Origin of the sequence: Halorutilus salinus, from assembly GCF_026242195.1 — an archaeon.
Lineage (GTDB): Archaea > Halobacteriota > Halobacteria > Halobacteriales > Halorutilaceae > Halorutilus > Halorutilus salinus.
The window spans coordinates 51096-67525 of the sequence record NZ_RKLV01000011.1 but is presented as its reverse complement, the minus strand read 5'-3'; the positions used below and the strand labels follow the sequence as shown (position 1 = coordinate 67525).

Annotated in this window: 19 protein-coding genes; 6 read left to right on the top strand and 13 right to left on the bottom strand. The window is 58.3% G+C overall.

Features of this window, described 5'->3' with window-relative positions; all coding sequences use genetic code 11:
* The first annotated feature begins 166 nt into the window (after positions 1-166).
* Positions 167-967: a TrmB family transcriptional regulator gene (locus EGH25_RS10415; protein ID WP_266088318.1), complete on the top strand. Its 801-nt coding sequence runs from the start codon at positions 167-169 to the stop codon at positions 965-967.
* Here EGH25_RS10415 and EGH25_RS10410 read toward each other — a convergent pair.
* Positions 964-1584, bottom strand: a complete 621-nt coding sequence (locus EGH25_RS10410) for a DUF7523 family protein (protein ID WP_266088316.1) — start codon at positions 1582-1584, stop codon at positions 964-966. The two genes, EGH25_RS10415 and EGH25_RS10410, sit on opposite strands and share 4 nt — an antisense overlap.
* 279 nt (positions 1585-1863) lie before the next feature.
* Positions 1864-2292 (bottom strand): hypothetical protein, encoded by a 429-nt coding sequence (locus tag EGH25_RS10405; protein WP_266088314.1) that lies wholly within the window; start codon positions 2290-2292, stop codon positions 1864-1866.
* On the opposite strand from EGH25_RS10405, the gene EGH25_RS10400 reads away from it, so the two are divergent.
* On the top strand, positions 2291-3490 hold the full coding sequence (locus EGH25_RS10400; protein WP_266088312.1) for an argininosuccinate synthase: 1200 nt from the start codon (positions 2291-2293) through the stop codon (positions 3488-3490). The genes EGH25_RS10405 and EGH25_RS10400 overlap by 2 nt on opposite strands.
* 7 nt (positions 3491-3497) lie before the next feature.
* Here the strand turns inward: EGH25_RS10400 and EGH25_RS10395 are convergent, their stop codons facing one another.
* The 3 genes from EGH25_RS10395 to EGH25_RS10385 form a co-directional block, all read right to left on the bottom strand.
* Positions 3498-3914: a hypothetical protein gene (locus EGH25_RS10395; RefSeq protein WP_266088310.1), complete on the bottom strand. Its 417-nt coding sequence runs from the start codon at positions 3912-3914 to the stop codon at positions 3498-3500.
* Positions 3915-4178: 264 nt separating this feature from the next.
* Positions 4179-4385 carry a type II toxin-antitoxin system RelE family toxin gene (locus EGH25_RS10390; protein WP_266088308.1) on the bottom strand — a complete coding sequence of 69 codons (207 nt, stop codon included), beginning with the start codon at positions 4383-4385 and terminating at the stop codon, positions 4179-4181.
* Positions 4382-4588, bottom strand: coding sequence for an antitoxin VapB family protein (locus EGH25_RS10385; protein WP_266088306.1), 207 nt, complete (start codon positions 4586-4588; stop codon positions 4382-4384). Before EGH25_RS10385 ends, EGH25_RS10390 begins: the two co-directional genes overlap by 4 nt.
* A gap of 116 nt (positions 4589-4704) precedes the next feature.
* Here EGH25_RS10385 and EGH25_RS10380 point away from each other — a divergent pair, with 116 nt between their 5' ends.
* The 4 genes from EGH25_RS10380 to EGH25_RS10365 all read left to right on the top strand — a co-directional run bounded on the left by EGH25_RS10380 (position 4705) and on the right by EGH25_RS10365 (position 8801).
* On the top strand, positions 4705-4929 hold the full coding sequence (locus EGH25_RS10380) for a hypothetical protein (RefSeq protein WP_266088304.1): 225 nt from the start codon (positions 4705-4707) through the stop codon (positions 4927-4929).
* Positions 4930-4945: 16 nt separating this feature from the next.
* Positions 4946-5788 carry a hypothetical protein gene (locus tag EGH25_RS10375; protein WP_266088302.1) on the top strand — a complete coding sequence of 281 codons (843 nt, stop codon included), beginning with the start codon at positions 4946-4948 and terminating at the stop codon, positions 5786-5788.
* Positions 5789-5871: 83 nt separating this feature from the next.
* Positions 5872-7683 carry a hypothetical protein gene (locus tag EGH25_RS10370; RefSeq protein WP_266088300.1) on the top strand — a complete coding sequence of 604 codons (1812 nt, stop codon included), beginning with the start codon at positions 5872-5874 and terminating at the stop codon, positions 7681-7683.
* A gap of 20 nt (positions 7684-7703) precedes the next feature.
* A complete protein-coding gene (locus EGH25_RS10365; RefSeq protein ID WP_266088298.1) occupies positions 7704-8801 on the top strand; it encodes an AAA family ATPase in 1098 nt (365 codons plus the stop codon).
* On the opposite strand, the gene EGH25_RS10360 is transcribed toward EGH25_RS10365, so the two are convergent.
* The 8 genes from EGH25_RS10360 to ubaA form a co-directional block, all read right to left on the bottom strand.
* Entirely contained in the window at positions 8798-9463 is a 666-nt protein-coding gene (locus tag EGH25_RS10360) for a metallophosphoesterase family protein (RefSeq protein WP_266088296.1), read from the bottom strand. The two genes, EGH25_RS10365 and EGH25_RS10360, sit on opposite strands and share 4 nt — an antisense overlap.
* Complete coding sequence (locus EGH25_RS10355) at positions 9460-10035, bottom strand: IMP cyclohydrolase (RefSeq protein WP_266088294.1); 576 nt, start codon at positions 10033-10035, stop codon at positions 9460-9462. Before EGH25_RS10355 ends, EGH25_RS10360 begins: the two co-directional genes overlap by 4 nt.
* A gap of 54 nt (positions 10036-10089) precedes the next feature.
* Complete coding sequence (locus EGH25_RS10350; protein ID WP_266088292.1) at positions 10090-10518, bottom strand: hypothetical protein; 429 nt, start codon at positions 10516-10518, stop codon at positions 10090-10092.
* 6 nt (positions 10519-10524) lie between these two features.
* Complete coding sequence (gene gyrA, locus EGH25_RS10345) at positions 10525-13005, bottom strand: DNA gyrase subunit A (protein WP_266088290.1); 2481 nt, start codon at positions 13003-13005, stop codon at positions 10525-10527.
* Entirely contained in the window at positions 13002-14900 is a 1899-nt protein-coding gene (gene gyrB, locus EGH25_RS10340; protein ID WP_266088288.1) for a DNA topoisomerase (ATP-hydrolyzing) subunit B, read from the bottom strand. Before gyrB ends, gyrA begins: the two co-directional genes overlap by 4 nt.
* 187 nt (positions 14901-15087) lie before the next feature.
* On the bottom strand, positions 15088-15225 hold the full coding sequence (locus EGH25_RS10335; protein ID WP_266088286.1) for a hypothetical protein: 138 nt from the start codon (positions 15223-15225) through the stop codon (positions 15088-15090).
* On the bottom strand, positions 15222-15506 hold the full coding sequence (locus EGH25_RS10330) for a DUF5785 family protein (protein ID WP_266088284.1): 285 nt from the start codon (positions 15504-15506) through the stop codon (positions 15222-15224). Before EGH25_RS10330 ends, EGH25_RS10335 begins: the two co-directional genes overlap by 4 nt.
* A gap of 48 nt (positions 15507-15554) precedes the next feature.
* On the bottom strand, positions 15555-16424 hold the full coding sequence (ubaA, locus tag EGH25_RS10325) for an SAMP-activating enzyme E1 (protein ID WP_266088282.1): 870 nt from the start codon (positions 16422-16424) through the stop codon (positions 15555-15557).
* Positions 16425-16430: the final 6 nt, after the last annotated feature.

Genomic DNA, 16430 nt, shown 5'->3' with positions numbered 1-16430 from the left:
GGTTGGGACCCTTCCGGGCTACGTGCTACTCAGACTTGTTGCCTGCCGCATATATAGATGCTGTGATTAACTGAGTTACAGAATATGGTAGAGACGGGGAACGACTTTTAAGCTTAGGCTACTCATTCCGAACCGGTACCGTCGTACGGTGCCGAGGTTGGGACCCATGGAAGGAAATTCAGACGTTGACGAGGCGGTAGAGATCCTCCAGCAGATGGGGCTAAAGGAGTACGAGGCGAGATGCTTCGTCGCACTGACGCGTCTCTCGGAAGCAACTGCGAAACGTATAAGCGAGGTTTCCGACGTCCCGCGGACGCGTGTCTACGACGCCATACGTGTCTTGGAGACCAAGGGACTCGTCGAGGTACAGCATACCAACCCCAAGCTCTTCCGCTCCATCCCTGTCGAGGAAGCCGTCGGAAACCTTCTCGACACCTTCGAGTCGCGGGGTTCACGTCTAAGCGACACCCTCCACGGTCTCGAATCCGTCTCGCCCGACGACAGCCCTGAGGTATGTCACGAGGTCTGGGCGCTCTCGGGCGACCGTGCTATATCCAACAGAAGCTACCAGCTCATCGACGATGCCGAGGAGGAACTGGCTCTCGTCGCCCGTTCGGAGGTTTTCGAAGACGGTGAACTCGTCGCACGTCTGGGATCCGCGCTCGACCGCGGAGTTGATGTCACAGTCGGAACCCTCGACGGCTCTCCGGACGGTCTACGCGAAACGCTGTCAGGCGCAGACGTCTTCTCCTCGGGTGTCGGATGGATCGCCTCGTCCTCAGATGCCGAAGACAGTACAGAGATACGCCGTGTTATGCTCTTCGACCGCGAGACTATACTCGTGAGTTCGGATCACGCGACCGACTCGGATGCGTCTGAGGAGACCGCCGTCTTCGGACACGGGTTCAACAACGGGCTCGTCGCCGTCCTTCGCCGTATGCTCTTATCACGTATACCTGACGGCTAAGCCGAGTCGAAGGTCTCCTCAAGGGTTTCGAGTGCCTTGACGGCGTCGCGTTTCTCGACGACGATGATCGTCTCCGTGTAACACGACGTGATATCGACGATGTTTATCTCCTCCGACGAGAAACGCGAAACCATACGTGTCAGGACTCCGGGAACGTCCACGATCTCGCCGGGCGACTCGACGGTGATACATGTCAGGTCGTCGAGACGTTCGACCACGTCGCCCTCGACGGCTTCCGCAACCTCGTCAGCGCCCTCGTTGTCGACAACCACGGTCGTATAGTCGCGTCCACGGACGAGATGTACGAAGCCGCCTACGTCGGGAAGGTCGCCGTACTCCGTAGCCGTGATAGAGACGACGTTCCCGCGTAGCGAGACGCGCGAGTCGGCGAGCACCGAACGCGCCCCGTCGTCGCCGTCCTCCTCCTGAAGCTCCTCGCCGTACCGCCGTACCGCCGTCGTCACGGCTTCGATATCGACCTCGTCCCCGACAGTCTCCTCGACCTCCGGCTTGACGCGACGAGCGACCGCGCGGTAGTTGACGACGCCCTCGCGGAGACCGTCGAGTATGAAAGGGTAACGCGAGACGGTATCGCGGCACTCCTGTGCGAGTGACATGGTGGCTATACGCCGGATACGGACATAAAACGTCCCCATCCTGTCTTTCCCCGTAGCTTGCGTACGTATGGTTCAGTTCTCGTTATCGTCGTCCGTGTCCGGTAACTCAACGGGCATGACGCAGTTGAACAGACATGAAACGAAACTCGGATAGCTCCTCGTCTCGATCCTTGTCGTCCGAGTCATCTATACGCTCATACGAACATTTCACGATACAGTACAGGATGACACCGATACCACCGATATCCCCCGGAGACTCCGACATCTCAGGTACGCGGTTTAGGCTTCCACGAACTCGTTCTTGTCGGAATCGGACAGTTCGGTATACTCCTGTGCCAACCCCTTCCCGGTAGACAGTACGTCGTCAAACTCGTCCTTCAGCTCCTCGGCGGATAGAGTATGATACTCCGCCGCCTCCTCGAAGTCACCATCCTGCAGAGCGGTTGCAAACTTCTCCGGCTCATCCGCTTCTTCGTAGATGCTTCTCACCTTAGCCGCCGCGGCTAACGCTTCCTTGTCTCCGAGCAGGATCTCCTTCAGCCGGGACAGTACGGACATGGTTTCTGTAGGCGGATCTGGTGCCACGGTAAGATAAGCCCTGTGGCAGACACGGTACCGGTTGTTTCGAACAGCCGCCGATTGACCCAAATAAGCCATTTCTGCAACAAGCACAACAGTTTTACGCGGCGCGCCCGTCGTGTCTCCCATGACGAAGACAGCCGTACTCGCCTTCTCAGGCGGGTTGGACACGAGCGTCTGCGTGCCACTCCTGCGCGACGACGAACACTACGGATACGACGAGGTGGTCGGCGTCACCGTCGACGTTGGACAGCCCGAGGACGACATGGAGGAGGCGTACGACCGCGCGGGGATACTCGACGAACACCGTGTTATCGATGCGTCGGAGGAGTTCGTCGACGAACTCATACTGCCGCTCATAAAGGCGAACGGTAGCTACGAGGGCTACCCGATGGGTACGAGCGTCGCGCGTCCGATCATTGCGCGTCACTGCCTCCGTGTCGCCGAGGAGGTCGACGCCGACGCTCTCGCACACGGATGTACGGGAAAGGGCAACGACCAGCTACGTTTCGAGGCGGTCTGGCGCGCCGGAGAGTTCGAGATTATAGCGCCGATGCGCGAGATGAACCTCACGCGCGACTGGGAGATCGAGTACGCCAACGAGCACGGACTCGACGTTGAGGCGACGAAGGAGGAGCCTTGGTCGGTCGACTCCAACATATGGAGCCGTTCGATCGAGGGCGGCGAGATGGAGAACCCGGCGAACGAACCGCCGGAGGAAATCTTTGAGTGGACGGCGTCGCCCGGCGACGCACCCGAGGGCGGCGAGGTAGCCGAAATCGAATTTGAGGAGGGTGTGCCGGTCGCACTCGATGGAGAACGCATGGAAGGCGTCGAACTTATCGAGACGCTGAACGAGATCGCGGGCGAGCACGGCGTCGGGCGTAACGACATGATGGAGGATCGCGTTCTGGGTCTCAAGGTGCGCGAGGTCTACGAGCACCCCGCGGCAACGACGCTCCTCAAGGCGCACGCCGATCTCGAATCGCTTGTCTTCACGCGATCCCAGCTAAAGTTCAAGTCTGTCGTCGAGAACGAGTGGAGCGACCTCGCGTACGCGGGTCTGGTCGACGAACCGCTTTTCGACGACCTGAACGCGTACGTCAAGTCGTCGCAGGAGGCGGTCAACGGCACCGTACGCGTCAAGCTACACAAGGGAACGGCGCGCGTCGTGGGGCGCGAGTCCGACGACGCTCTGTACAGCGAGGATATGGTCTCGTTTGACACGGGCGGCGTTACCGACGACATCGACCAGACCGACGCCGTCGGGTTTGCGAAGTATCACGGTATTCAGGGGCGGATGCGGAACGCTCAAAACGACAGATGAACTGATATCAGCCGTCCATATCGGCTTCGGTAAATACCATCAAGCCGTCGTTCTGTGACCACTCTTCCACCTTCTTTTCCAACGTATCAAGACTCATATTCTCGAACTTCTCTTTGTACTCCTTACCGTCCTTGATGAACTCCGTGATAGCGTCGTAGTACTTCCTCTCGTCGTCCTTGTCGTAGAGAGCCATCACGAAGAACAGGTCGAACTCTTCCGTCGCGCACCAGACGCCGAGTCCACGTACCTTACCGCCCCTGTCTTTCAGCTGTCGTAGAGGGTACGGAAACTTATCCTCGTCAGTGAGTCCGCTTTCGGGTGTTGCCTCCGTCAGAAAGCCCGCTAACCGACTATCGACCCTCTGACGTGTGCTACCTCCGAGCCTGTCACGGTAGACTTCTGTCGGACTGTCGAGCAGAAGCACGTACCTCGGTTCATCCGGGAGCGGGTGAGCCTTGTTCACGTATAGATCCGAATAGAAGGGTTACAGATCGTCCGCCGACCGGTTCTTCTCCAGAACCTCCTCAGGAAGCGGAAGGTCAAGTTCCTCTTCGTCCTCTTCCGTAACGGACTCCTCTTTGTCAGGTTCAAGCGACATCTCTTTATCGCTGATACGGGAGGCTATCGTATAAATCCGGTGGTGCTCTCGGTTCCGTAGCTTCGCCGTTTACCGGTAGAAAGAAGACTGTCAGTAGCCGTATCTCTTGCGCGCTTCGTCGATAGGTAGAATCTCGGTGACACGCACCTCGTTCTTGTCCTCGTCCCCCCTACCGCCGCCCGGATACGGGTCTTCGGCGAGCTTTCCGAGGTTGTCGCGTACTATACGTTCGCTCTTATCGTCCAGTCCGTGCAGAAACCCGTCGGCGTCGGGATGGAGAAGAACGTCGTAGCTCATCCGTCGGCGTCGAGACGAACGAGGTCGTCGGAGTCCATGCGTTCCGTCTCACGCATCTTCTCGGCGAGTTTCTCACGGTTACGTTTTCTGTGTTCGTCGAGAAGTTCGGCGATAACGTCGTCGTACGAGTCGCCCACCTCCTTGAGTTCGTGTAGCTCCTCGCGGTTTTCCTCCGAAATCCGTATCGTCTTCTCGGCGGACATGCTTACATGTATGCATTGTGTTCGGTCGGGTATATGGCTTGTGGCTAATCTTCTCGGATAGTAGACTCGTTGGGAGCGGCACCAGCTATATTACCCGTCAAACCGAACGAAGCACGATGGAAACCGAACAGGTTTCTTTGACCGAAACGCTCACCGAGGAGAGTCTGAGAGAAATCGGTGGGAGAATCGCAGGCTTACCGACGGGCGACGAGTTCAAGCAGGCGGTGGAGGACGACCTATGGCGCGAGTTCACGGTTGCGGAGAAACCGCCGGAGAGCGTGCTGTGGGACGAACTGCCGGAGGAGAGAGTCTATAATCGGATATCTGGACGAGGAAGATGAGACGGTGCCGTGGTGGTTGGAGTCGTTTGAGTGGGAGGTGAGTTCGATAGGTGAGACAATAGACGACCTCAGCGATAATCTGTCGAATCTGGAGGACTTCGACCCGACGGCTACAGAGATTCACAAGCCAGAACTGTCGGACAGCGGAATCACTACTGTGCTGGACAAGTTTGACGAACTCGCCGACGCTATAGACGAAAACGTCGGTATCGAAACGGAGCGTGACAACTCGCTACTGTCGGAGGTGTTCGTTATAACCGACGGACACGTAGAAACCACCGACGGGTTCGTGAACTGGCTTGAGGGTCTTCTGGAACTATGCCCGCCGTTCAACGAAGAACTGACGTCGCTCGTGATGGTCAATTCGAACGTGAAGGTTGAGGCTGTCGAAGGATTGGTGCCGGACGAACTGCTGGGAAGGCTGAAAAATATCGGTATGATAAACGACGGAAAAATAAATCAGCGTACGTACCATTACCAGCTAATTGGATCTCATGATTCAATACTGAGGGAGTTAGGGCAACTATTCGATATAGAATTGCCTACTGAGTATGAGAGCTTTGAGATGTTATTCTACGAAAGTTGGGCAAGTGGGGTACAAGAGAATGCCGAGTCTCTATCTAAATGGATTGAACGTGCGTCGAAACACAACCCCGGTAAATTAGAAGCGGGTGAACAAGCGAAGTTTGGTTTAGTGTCATTAAACGCTCCTCTCCGGATTAGTACCGAAACACCGGGTTATACTTCGCTGAACATATACGCGTCTTCAAATAGCAAAATGGGATACTGGAGAGACACCGGCAACCGAAGAAGCACGATTAATGAGATAATGCGCTCTGTAGGCTTGATTGAAGAATGACCCGAGACCGAAAGCGGCGACCGTTCGACAGAGATGAGGAATCCGGTTCCGGAGCATCCGAGGAGCGGCGAGAAACAAGCACCGTGCCTACGACGACACCGGAGGACCCCGAGTCCAATGAAGAAGAAACCCCAGAACTCGATGAAATCGAAGTTGCCGTGGTTGACGAGATAGTCTTGGAACGCACCGACGAGTCGGTGGAGAGTCGCGTCGAACCCGCGTCGGAGCTGTCGCGCGTTTCTTCCGCGCGCTTGACCGTCCCGACGCTTCGCACCGATACTGTCGAACTCTCGCGCGTCGAACACACCGTAGAGTCTCAGGTACGTCCTGAATCCGTTGTCACGGAGACCGAAACCGAGGATGAGATTACCGGCACCGTAGAGACACAGATACCCGTCGCCGAGTCTGTCGAAGTTGAGAGGCTTTCGCATGAGGTATCGCAGACCGTCGTGCCCGCCGAGCAACTCGAAGAGCGTGAGGAGTTCGAGATAACCACAGTACAACCTTCGGTAGAAAAGATGGAGAACTCAGTCAGCCAACAGATAGAACCGTTACAGGATATGAGCACCGAACCTGTCGAACCCGACGAAGAAGACCCCGTGTTCGCGTGGGGCGGAGGAACGCCGTACGGCTCCCGTCGACCCAAGCTCGTGATACACAAGAACCGTAAGAACGAGGAAGAAGTGGTTGACACACTCCCGTTCCTCCAAGTCCTGTTACGCGATACGTACACGGAGATGAACGGCGGCGAACCCGACGCCGACACCGTCGAGTTTGTCGGGAACGAACCGCGGTCTCCGAGCGTGCAGGACAGCATCGTTACGCTTGACCTCACCGACGGAGGCTGGAAAGCCGAACTAAACGGCGACGAACCGTCAATACGGCGGAACTCAACCGACATCGTACCCAAACTCCGTGAGGTGGCTTCGACACTCTACACCGGCGAGACAGGCTACTTCGTCGTCGACGCGCCTGCAGAGTGGGAGTACGATGTGGATATCTTCGACAATTCCTTCTTCGAGAAGCTCGTTGCGCACCTTACGCGCGGTTCCATCGAAGAAGAGGACGATACCGATGCTGGCTTTGAGAGGGCAGAGTCGCCGCCGGTCGTCGTCGCGGAACCGAGGTTCGAGGACGATGCGCAGGAGGGGTTCGCCACGAAGGTATCGCGCTACTTCGGCTTCAACCGAGGAAGCAACGTAGACGTACGCCGAACCGAAGCCGAGAACGAACACGTCCTGAGAAAGAACGACTGGAAACGCATCGCCCTGACTGAGCGTCAGAGCACGGGCGACGGCGAGAGCGACGAGCACTACTTCTGGAAAGCGACGATGGTAGAGGGGGTGGCACGAGAGATGTTCAAGCTCTACAGAGAGACGGAGGCGTACCAAACCGACGAGATGGAGGGATTTTCTAACTTCGTTGAGGAGAAGCTACTCGGCGACACCGAAGTAATCGATACCGAACACGGACTCGGAGGAGGCAACGACGAAAAGAGCGAACCGGTCGCTGACGTACGGATTGGTAGCCCTAACGATTGGGCTACCCAAGGTGCCGAACTCTTCCTATCCCAAGACGACGGTGCTACCTTTCCCGTTTGCTTGGAGTTCGAAACAGGGCGCGGCGAGGGCGCGTTCAACTTCCGCAAGGTACGCGAGACGCTGGAAAAATACGAAAGAGTAGATGAGTTCGAGGCGGTTTACGTCGTCGTTCCCCCTCGTCTACTGTTCCGCGGAAGAAGACGCGCGTCCATGATTTCTTCGCTGGTCGAAAGCTGGAGCGAACAGACAGGTAAGGAGGCACGCGCCTACGTACCCGTTCTGAACAGTAGTTACTGTAGAACGCTTGAACGCGTTGAGCAAGTCGTGGACGAAATTTACGGGGGCGAGGAATGACGCGTTCGCTTTCCGAAAAGTTGGACGAGTTCAGAGAGGCACGCGTGTCGGCGCGGAAGAAAGGAGGGTGGAGGGATAGGGAGAATCTAAGGAATTTTTCAAGCGAGGAGCATTCTGTTGAGGAGGTAACTGACACCGAAACACGGTACGTCTTTTCCGCGGAAGACGGCGAAGTCACGGAGTGGAAACGCTACTCGATGCCTGTAGAGGGTATAAAAGCTGACGTAGAGATAGTTGTCGAAGTTCGCGGAAATCAGTCCTTCGAAGTTTCCGATAAAATCGCGGTCGGTGGAAATGTCTTCGAACGCGAACCCGTCGGAGTGAACCACGTCGCAGGCCTTGAAGACGAGAAGGAGAAGATCCTTGACTTCCTGCATGGATTCGACAAAGACTTTGGGCTACGTGAGCAGACAGGCTTGATACTCGAAGGACCGCCAGGGACGGGCAAGACCGAACTCGTGCGCGAGGTTTGTAAAGAGAGGTACGGCTCCGTACCCGTCACAGTTTCCGGTCCTGAGATTCTCAGCAAGTGGGTCGGCGAGTCGGAACGTGCCCTCCGACAGAAGTTCGACGAAGCACGGGAGAAAAGCGGGGTTCTCTACATAGACGAACTCGATGCGATAGGAAGGGCACGTACAGAGTCGGACGGGTCGTACGCCACACAGGTGGTCGCACAGCTTCTCGTTCTACTTGACGGCGTTGAGGCGAAAAGGATGTCTGAAGAGGGAGAGGAACTGAAAGTAATAGCTTCGACAAACGAACCTGATGCGGTAGACCCCGCGCTCAAACGACCCGGACGTCTTGGGAACCTACCCGTTGAGTTCGAAAAGCCCGGTGAGTACGAAAAGAAGGCGATACTACACCACTACCTCGAAAAGGTACGCCGTAGTGAAGACGGCACTCTTGATTCGGATCTGGAAGCCTTGGTGACCGACGGGGATACTGACGGATTGGAGCATAACATCATAGATAAACTGAACGACTCGGTGGAGACAGGCGCGGAGATAGAAGACTGGGTGGTGGAATCAGTCAAACTGCTCAGAAAACAGGGCGAAATGACGTTGGAATCTAAGACGTTGGTCGAAGCAATCCAAAGGATGGATGTGAAAGGCGACTAACGCCCTTCCTCAAGCCTCTCCGCGAGCGACTCGGGAAGACCCGCGCGCCGAATCTCGTCCTGCACCTCCTCCACAGGATACTCGACACGGTGTAGCTCCACCTCACCCGTCTCCTCGTCCAACAGCGCGTACGCCGCGCGCGGGTCGCCGTCTCTGGGCTGACCGACACCCCCCGGATTGACGACAACGCCCTTGTCGTACTCCTCCTTGCCCTGTACGTGCGTATGCCCCATCACGAGTACGTCCTCGTCTCTCAGGAGCGACGGGGCGAAGTCTCGCGGGTAGGTGTAACGGTCGGGCGCGCCGGGTGCCCCGTGGACGATCTTTACGCGCGTATCGCCAAAGACCGTCTCGCGCTCCTGCGGAAGCGCACCGAGCCAGTCCAACGTCTCGCCGTTGACGTGCCTCTCCGTCCACTCTACGGCGCGTCCTGCGGTCGAGTGGAAGCCGAACGACGCGTCGCCCGCTACGGCGCGGTCGTGGTTACCCTGCACGTTCACAGCCCCGAGTTCGCGGAGCGCGTCTACGCAGTCCTGAGGGTACGGGTTGTAGCCGACGGCGTCGCCCGCGTGGACGTAGCCGTTGACGTCGGGCAGGTCGTCCATCACGGCTCCGAGAGCGGGCTTGTTGGCGTGTACGTCGCTGATGAGGGCTACTGTCATGCGTCCCCGTCGCCGTTGTACGCCGCGGTCTCTTCGCCGTAGACGGCACACGCCGCGACGGGGTGCTCGTACCCCATCTCGTACGCACTACGCGCCGCCTCGTCGGCGCTCGAAACGTTGAACCCGACGGCTTCGGGTCGCTGAACCTCGTACGTAGCCACCAGCGTGGGTTCGTCGACGCGTTCAATCACGAGGGAGTCGTGCGTTACGATACCTATGTACGACGCCTCACCGTCACCGCCCACCACACCTGCGATACGCGGCGTGTCGTAGTCGTCCTTCTCGTAGTCCAACGTCAGGAGCGCAAGCGCGAGTGCGTCGCGCGCCGGATAGCCCGCACGTATCTTCTCCGTCACGGGATCGACGTGCGATCCGTTTCCGAGTACGGTTGCGTCGCCCGCGGAGCGCATGCAGTTGTAAGAGACGTACGGGTTGTCGTAGTCGTCCTCAGGCACGACGGCGTATCCGTCGCCCTCGTCGTTCGGTCGTACGACACGGTCGGGGAAAGACCGCGACGAAACGCGGTAAGCGCCGAAGTCGGGAGCTATTACTATAAAACGTCCTACGTACATACACGCGTCTTCGGCGTTCTCCCGAATAGTAGTTACGAGAGAGTCACGGTACCGTCACGAAAGCGCACGGTACAGGAGGTAGGCTGAGAGAACAGCGATACCGACGGGAACCAGAAACCTCGCCGCGAACTTGAGTACGACGCCCGCGACGGGTACGAAGACTCCTGCAAGCGCAAGTGCGACAGCGACGATACCCGCTATCTTTAGGTAGTCGCGGTCGTCCGTCTTTACAGGAACCGTGTCGGAGCCGTCGGCGTCATCGAATGCGTCGGCGGTCACGTCCGACTCGACGACCTCACCCGTCTGGAGCATCGAGTCTATCTCGTCAACCGTTCTGTAGGTTTCGACGCCTTCGTCGAGCGTCTCGACCGTCGCCACCGTCTCGTCGCCTTCGTCACGAAGTTCGAGAACCCTGTAGGTGAGGTCGAGTTCGGTGTTGGTGTAGATATCGCCGACGTTCACGCCTCCCTCACCCCGTGGCATGGCTTCCTACCTCTCCCCTTCATCCTCGGAGGTTCCGAACGTCGCCACGTCGGCGACCTCGTCACCGTCTTCGAGACGCATCAGTATGACGCCCTGTGTGTTCCTGCCTATCTCCGACACCTCGTCGACACGCGTCCGTACGACCTGACCGTCCTCGCTCGCAACAACGACCTCCTCGTCGCCTTTGACACGGTCAAGAGCGACACGTCCTTCGTCGTCGCCCGTCTTTATATCGACGAGACCTTTGCCCGCACGCCCCTGACACTTGTACTCACTAAGAGGCGTGCGTTTGGCGTATCCGTCGGACGTGACAGTGAACAGATGCTCGTCACCCTTAGGCAGATCTATAGTCGTCACGTCCGCCACGGCGTCGCCCTCTTCGAGTTCAACCGCACGTACACCGCGTGCGCTCCGTCCCATCTCGCGCGCGTCTCCCTCGGCGAAACATATGGTCATACCGTCACGTGTTCCGACGACGGCACAGCCTTCACCGTCCGACAGTTCGACGCCGACGAGTTCGTCACCGTCTTCGAGCGACGTGGCGATGATACCCGTGGAGCGCGGGTTGGAGAACTCGCTCGCGCAGACGCGTTTGACGTAGCCGTTACGCGTTACCATGACGAAGCATCTGTCTTCGTCGAACGAGTCGACGGGGAGCGTCGCCGTGACGCGTTCGCCGTCGTCGAGATCTATGAGGTTTACGACGCTCCTTCCGCGTGCCGTCCTACCCGCCTCCGGTATCTCGTACGTCTTTAGCCAGTACGCGTTTCCGTGGTTGGTGAAGCACAGAAGGAAGTCGTGGTTGTCGGCAACGAAGGCGGAGGTAAGGGCGTCGCCCTCCTTGAGATCCGCTCCGATAATCCCCTTGCCGCCGCGTTTTTGTGTCTCGAACTCCTCCATCTCCATACGTTTCGCGTAGCCGTCGCGCGTCATGACGACGAGTACGCGTTTCTCAGGCACGAGATCCTCGCGCGTTACCTCGTCGCCGCCCTCCTCTATACGTGTCCTGCGCTCGTCGGCGTACCTGTCCTTGATTTCGAGGAGTTCGTCCCTGACGACCTCCATAAGCTCGCCTTCGTCCCCGAGTATCTCCTCCAGACGTTCGATACGCTCCTCAAGCTCGGCGTGCTCCTCCTCAACGTCGTCGCGTTCGAGCGAGGTCAGGCTACCCAACTGCATACGTACGACGTGCTCCGCCTGTCTCTCGGAGATACCGTACTCGTCACGTAGCCCCGTCTTTGCGTCGCCGCGGCTGTCCGAACCGCGTATCAGATCGACGACGTCCTCGGCGTTGTCGATCGCCACGAGGCGTCCTTCGAGGACGTGTGCGCGCTCCTCCGCCTCGTCGAGTTCGTGCGCGGATCGCCGGCGTACGACCTCGCTTCTATGGTCGAGGTACTCGTCGAGCATCTCGCGTAAGGACAGAACACGCGGCTGTCCGTCGACGAGCGCGAGGTTTATGACGCCGAACGTCTTTTCGAGGCGCGTGTGTTCGAAAAGACGGTTGCGTACGAGTTCGGGCGACGCGCCGCGTTTGAGTTCGACGACGACACGTACACCGTCGCGGTCGGACTCGTCACGTATGTCGCGGACGCCCTCCACCTTGCCGTCTCCGACGAGGTCAGCGATCTTCTCTATGAGATCCGCCTTGTCGACCTGATAAGGCATCTCGGTGATGATGACACGTCCCTCGTCTTCGTTGAGTTCTGTGATACCCCGAACCGTCAGCTTCCCGCGTCCCGTCTCGTACGCCTTCGCTATCGCGTTCCTACCGACGACCTTTCCGCCCGTCGGGAAGTCGGGTCCCTCAACGTGCTCCATCAGGTCAGCCACGGTTGCTTCGGGGTTTTCGATAAGTTCGACGGCGGCGTCTACTACCTCACCGAGGTTGTGCGGCGGTATGTTGGTCGACATACCGACGGCGATACCCGAAGAGCCGTTTACGAGTAGGTTAGGGAAGCCTGCGGGCAGAACCTCCGGCTCGTTGAGACGGTCGTCGTAGCTCGACTGCCAGTCGACGGTGTCCTTGTCTATGTCGGCGAGCATCTCCTCGGCGAGGGGTGACATACGCGCCTCGGTGTAACGCATCGCCGCGGGGGGGTCGCCGTCGAGCGAACCGAAGTTGCCCTGTCCGTCGACGAGCGGGTAACGCATCGAGAAGTCCTGCGCCATACGGACGAGGGCGTCGTATATCGCCTTGTCGCCGTGAGGGTGCCAGTTACCCATCGCCGTACCCACGACGGACGACGACTTACGGTGTCCCGACGACGACGTGATGTCCTCGTACTCCATCGAGTACAGTATACGCCGGTGGACGGGCTTCAGACCGTCGCGCACGTCGGGGAGTGCGCGTCCTGCGATAACCGACATCGCGTAGTCGATGTACGACTGCTCCATCTCGTCCTCTACGCGTACGTTGTCTACGTTCGATGCCTCTACGTCTGGATACATGCCCCCTTCGGGTGTGTTTGCGTCTTCGGTGCTCATATGTCGACCCAGTCCGCCTCGTCGGCGTTCTCCTTGATAAACTGTTTACGCGGCGCTACCTTGTCGCCCATGAGTACGTCGAACATACGGTCGGCGGCGCTCGCGTCCTCGACCGTAATACGTTTGAGGACGCGCTCTTCGGGGTTCATCGTCGTCTCCCATAGCTGTTCGGGTGTCATCTCTCCGAGACCCTTGAAACGCTGTACGTTGTCCGCCTCGCCCCCGCAGTTCTCCGCAACGACCTCCTCGCGCTCCTTCTCTGTCATAACGTCGTACGTCTCGCTCCCGCAACGTATACGGTACAGAGGCGGCTGTGCGGCGTAGACGTGTCCGCGTTCGAGAAGCGGGCGCATGTACCTGTAGAAAAGCGTGAGGAGGAGCGTCCGGATATGTGCTCCGTCGACATCTGCATCCGTCATGAGGACAACACTCTCATACCTCAGGTCTTCTATATCAAACTCCTCGCCCACACCCGTACCGAGCGCCGTGATGAGCGAACGTATCTCGTCGTTTTCGAGCACCCTGTCGAGCCTGTGTTTCTCGACGTTCAGTATCTTGCCGCTAAGGGGTAGTATCGCCTGCGTCTCACGTTTACGCGCCTGCTTGGCGCTACCGCCCGCGGAGTCGCCTTCGACGATGAAAAGCTCGCTGTCGTCGCGCTCGCGTTTCTGGCAGTCCGCAAGCTTTCCGGGAAGCGATGTGGATTCGAGCGCGCTCTTCCTGCGCTGAAGCTTGCGCGCCTTCTTCGCCGCCCTCCGCGCCCTCGCTGCCTCAGCCGCCTTTTCGGCTATCGAGCTCCCTGCGTCGGGGTTCTCCTCCAGATAGGTCGACAGACGGTCGTTGACGACCTTCTCGACCACACCCCTGACCTCGCTGTTCCCTAACTTCGTCTTCGTCTGCCCCTCGAACTGGGGTTCGGGCACCATGACGCTCACGACGGCGGTGAGGCTCTCACGTATGTCCTGTCCCTTCAGGCTCTCGTCGGCGATCCCTTCGCGTTCGGCGTAGCCCTTGACGACGTTGGTCAGAGCCTTCTTGAAACCCGTAAGGTGTTCGCCGCCCTCCTTCGTCTTGATATTGTTGGCGAACGAATGCACCGCACCCGTCGGTTCGTCGATCCCCTGTAACGCCACCTCAACCTCGACGCTGTCGCGTTCCTCCTCGAAGTAGACGACTTCTTCGTGCGTCTGCGTCTTGTTCTCGTTGAGGTACTCGACGAACTCACGGAGACCGCCCTCGTAAAGGAAAACCTCCTCGCGTCCCTCACCCTCGTCGTCGCGTCCGTCACGGAGCGTTATCTCAAGCCCTTTGTTGAGGAAGGCGAGTTCGCGCAGGCGTCCTTCGAGCGTCGAAAAGTCGAACGTCGTCGTCTCGAATATCTCCCCGTCAGGCTCGAAGCTTATCCTCGTACCCGTCTCCGAGGTCTCGTCGACCCTTTCGAGTTCCGTAACGGGTTCGCCGCGCTCGAAGCCCTGTTCGTACACGCCCCCGTCCCTGCATACTTCGACCGTGAGGTGTTCGCTCAGGGCGTTGACGACGCTAACACCGACGCCGTGCAGACCGCCCGAAATCTGGTACAGGTCGGAGTCGAACTTACCGCCCGCGTGTAGAACGGTCATGACGACCGTGACCGCGGACATACCGTGTTTCTCGTGCGTGTCGACGGGTATACCCCGTCCGTCGTCACGTACGGATACTGTACCGTCGTCTTCCAGAACCACCTCTATCTCGTCACAGTGTCCTGCAAGCGCCTCGTCTATCGAGTTGTCTACTACCTCGTAGACGAGATGATGGAGACCCTTCGAGTCCACCGAGCCGATATACATCGCGGGGCGCTTACGGACAGCCTCCAGCCCTTCGAGACTTTTTATTCCTTCGGCGTCATATCCTGACATCTTAGAGTATAATCTTCCGTTGTTCCGTAGCTATATTTATCGGTGACACGTTACCCAAATAACCTACTATACAGTACGTTAGGAACTGACTTAAGGCTACCGTTTGGGAGTGTTCGTATGCATGTTGTCTGGGATGAAATAAAACCGCTGTCAGTTATTTTGTCCCTCTCTTTCTGACACTCTTCTGTCACCTCTTTCCACCCATTCTCTCTGGTGTTCCCGTCCACAGTCTGTCTTTTCCTCCGTACCACCCATCGATCCGTCCTTTCCCTTCTTTCTCTTCTTCTACTCTCTCTCTCCTTCCCCTCTTTTCTCTCCTACTCACCCCTCGGCGTCCACGTACCTCTCACGTACACGTCCGTTGACGACACGGAACCCCTCGCCTATAGCGCCCCAGAAGTCGACTATATCCTCGTACTCCTCCTGTTCGACATGCTCCATGATGTCGCCGAAGGTCGTCTCGGTGTCGTATCCGAGCATCATCTCCTTGTCGGCGAAACGTGATACGAGGTCGTCCTTGGTCGTCGGAAAGTCGTCCTCTTCGACCCAGTTTGCGACGGCGGACATACCGTACGACTTGCCGTCGTCAGGCTCGTTTATCGGCATGGTAGAAGGATGGCGGAGAGGGCTAATTAAACGTCCGCTTCGGCTCTCTCAGTCGTCCGCCTCGCCCGCTATCGGTTCCTCGTCACCGTCTCCCTCGCCCGTCGGTATCGAGCACGCCTGCGTGTACTCGACCTCCCCGACAGACTCTATCTCGGGGCTGTCAGAGCAGACGGGGCAGTCGGGATCCTTCCGTATCTCGACCTCGTCGAACGACATGTCGAGGGAGTCGTAGAAAAGCATACGTCCGTCGAGGGAGCGTCCCTTTCCGAGCACGTGCTTGACGACCTCGGTCGCCTGTATGACGCCTATGATACCCGGAAGAGCGCCTATGACGCCCGCGGTGGCGCAGTTGGGCACCATGCCTTCGGGGGGCGCTTCGGGGAACATGCAACGGTAGCACGGTCCGTCGGGGTCGGTGAACGTCGTTACCTGACCCTCGAACTTGAATATAGCGCCGTGCGAGAACGGCTTGTCGGCGAGCGTACACGCGTCGTTGACGAGGTACCGCGTGGCGAAGTTGTCGGTGCCGTCGACGACGAAGTCGTAGTCTGCGATAAGATCCTCTATGTTCGACGCGTCGAGACGTACGTCGTGTTTCTCGACCGTAACGTCGGGGTTGAGCGAGTTGACGAACTCCTCGGCGGAGTCGACCTTCTTGCGTCCTATGTCGTCGTCACCGTGTATGACCTGTCTCTGGAGGTTCGACCGCTCCACCACGTCGTCGTCGACGATACCGATGGTTCCGATACCCGCCGCGGCGAGGTACTGTATGATAGGCGCGCCGAGACCACCCGCGCCGATACACAGAACGCGTGTATTGAGGAGCTTTCCCTGACCCTCCGGACCTACCTCGTCGAGTATGACGTGCCGGGAGTACCTATCGACCTGCTCGCCGTCAAGCTTCGCTGGCTCTGTCATTACCTC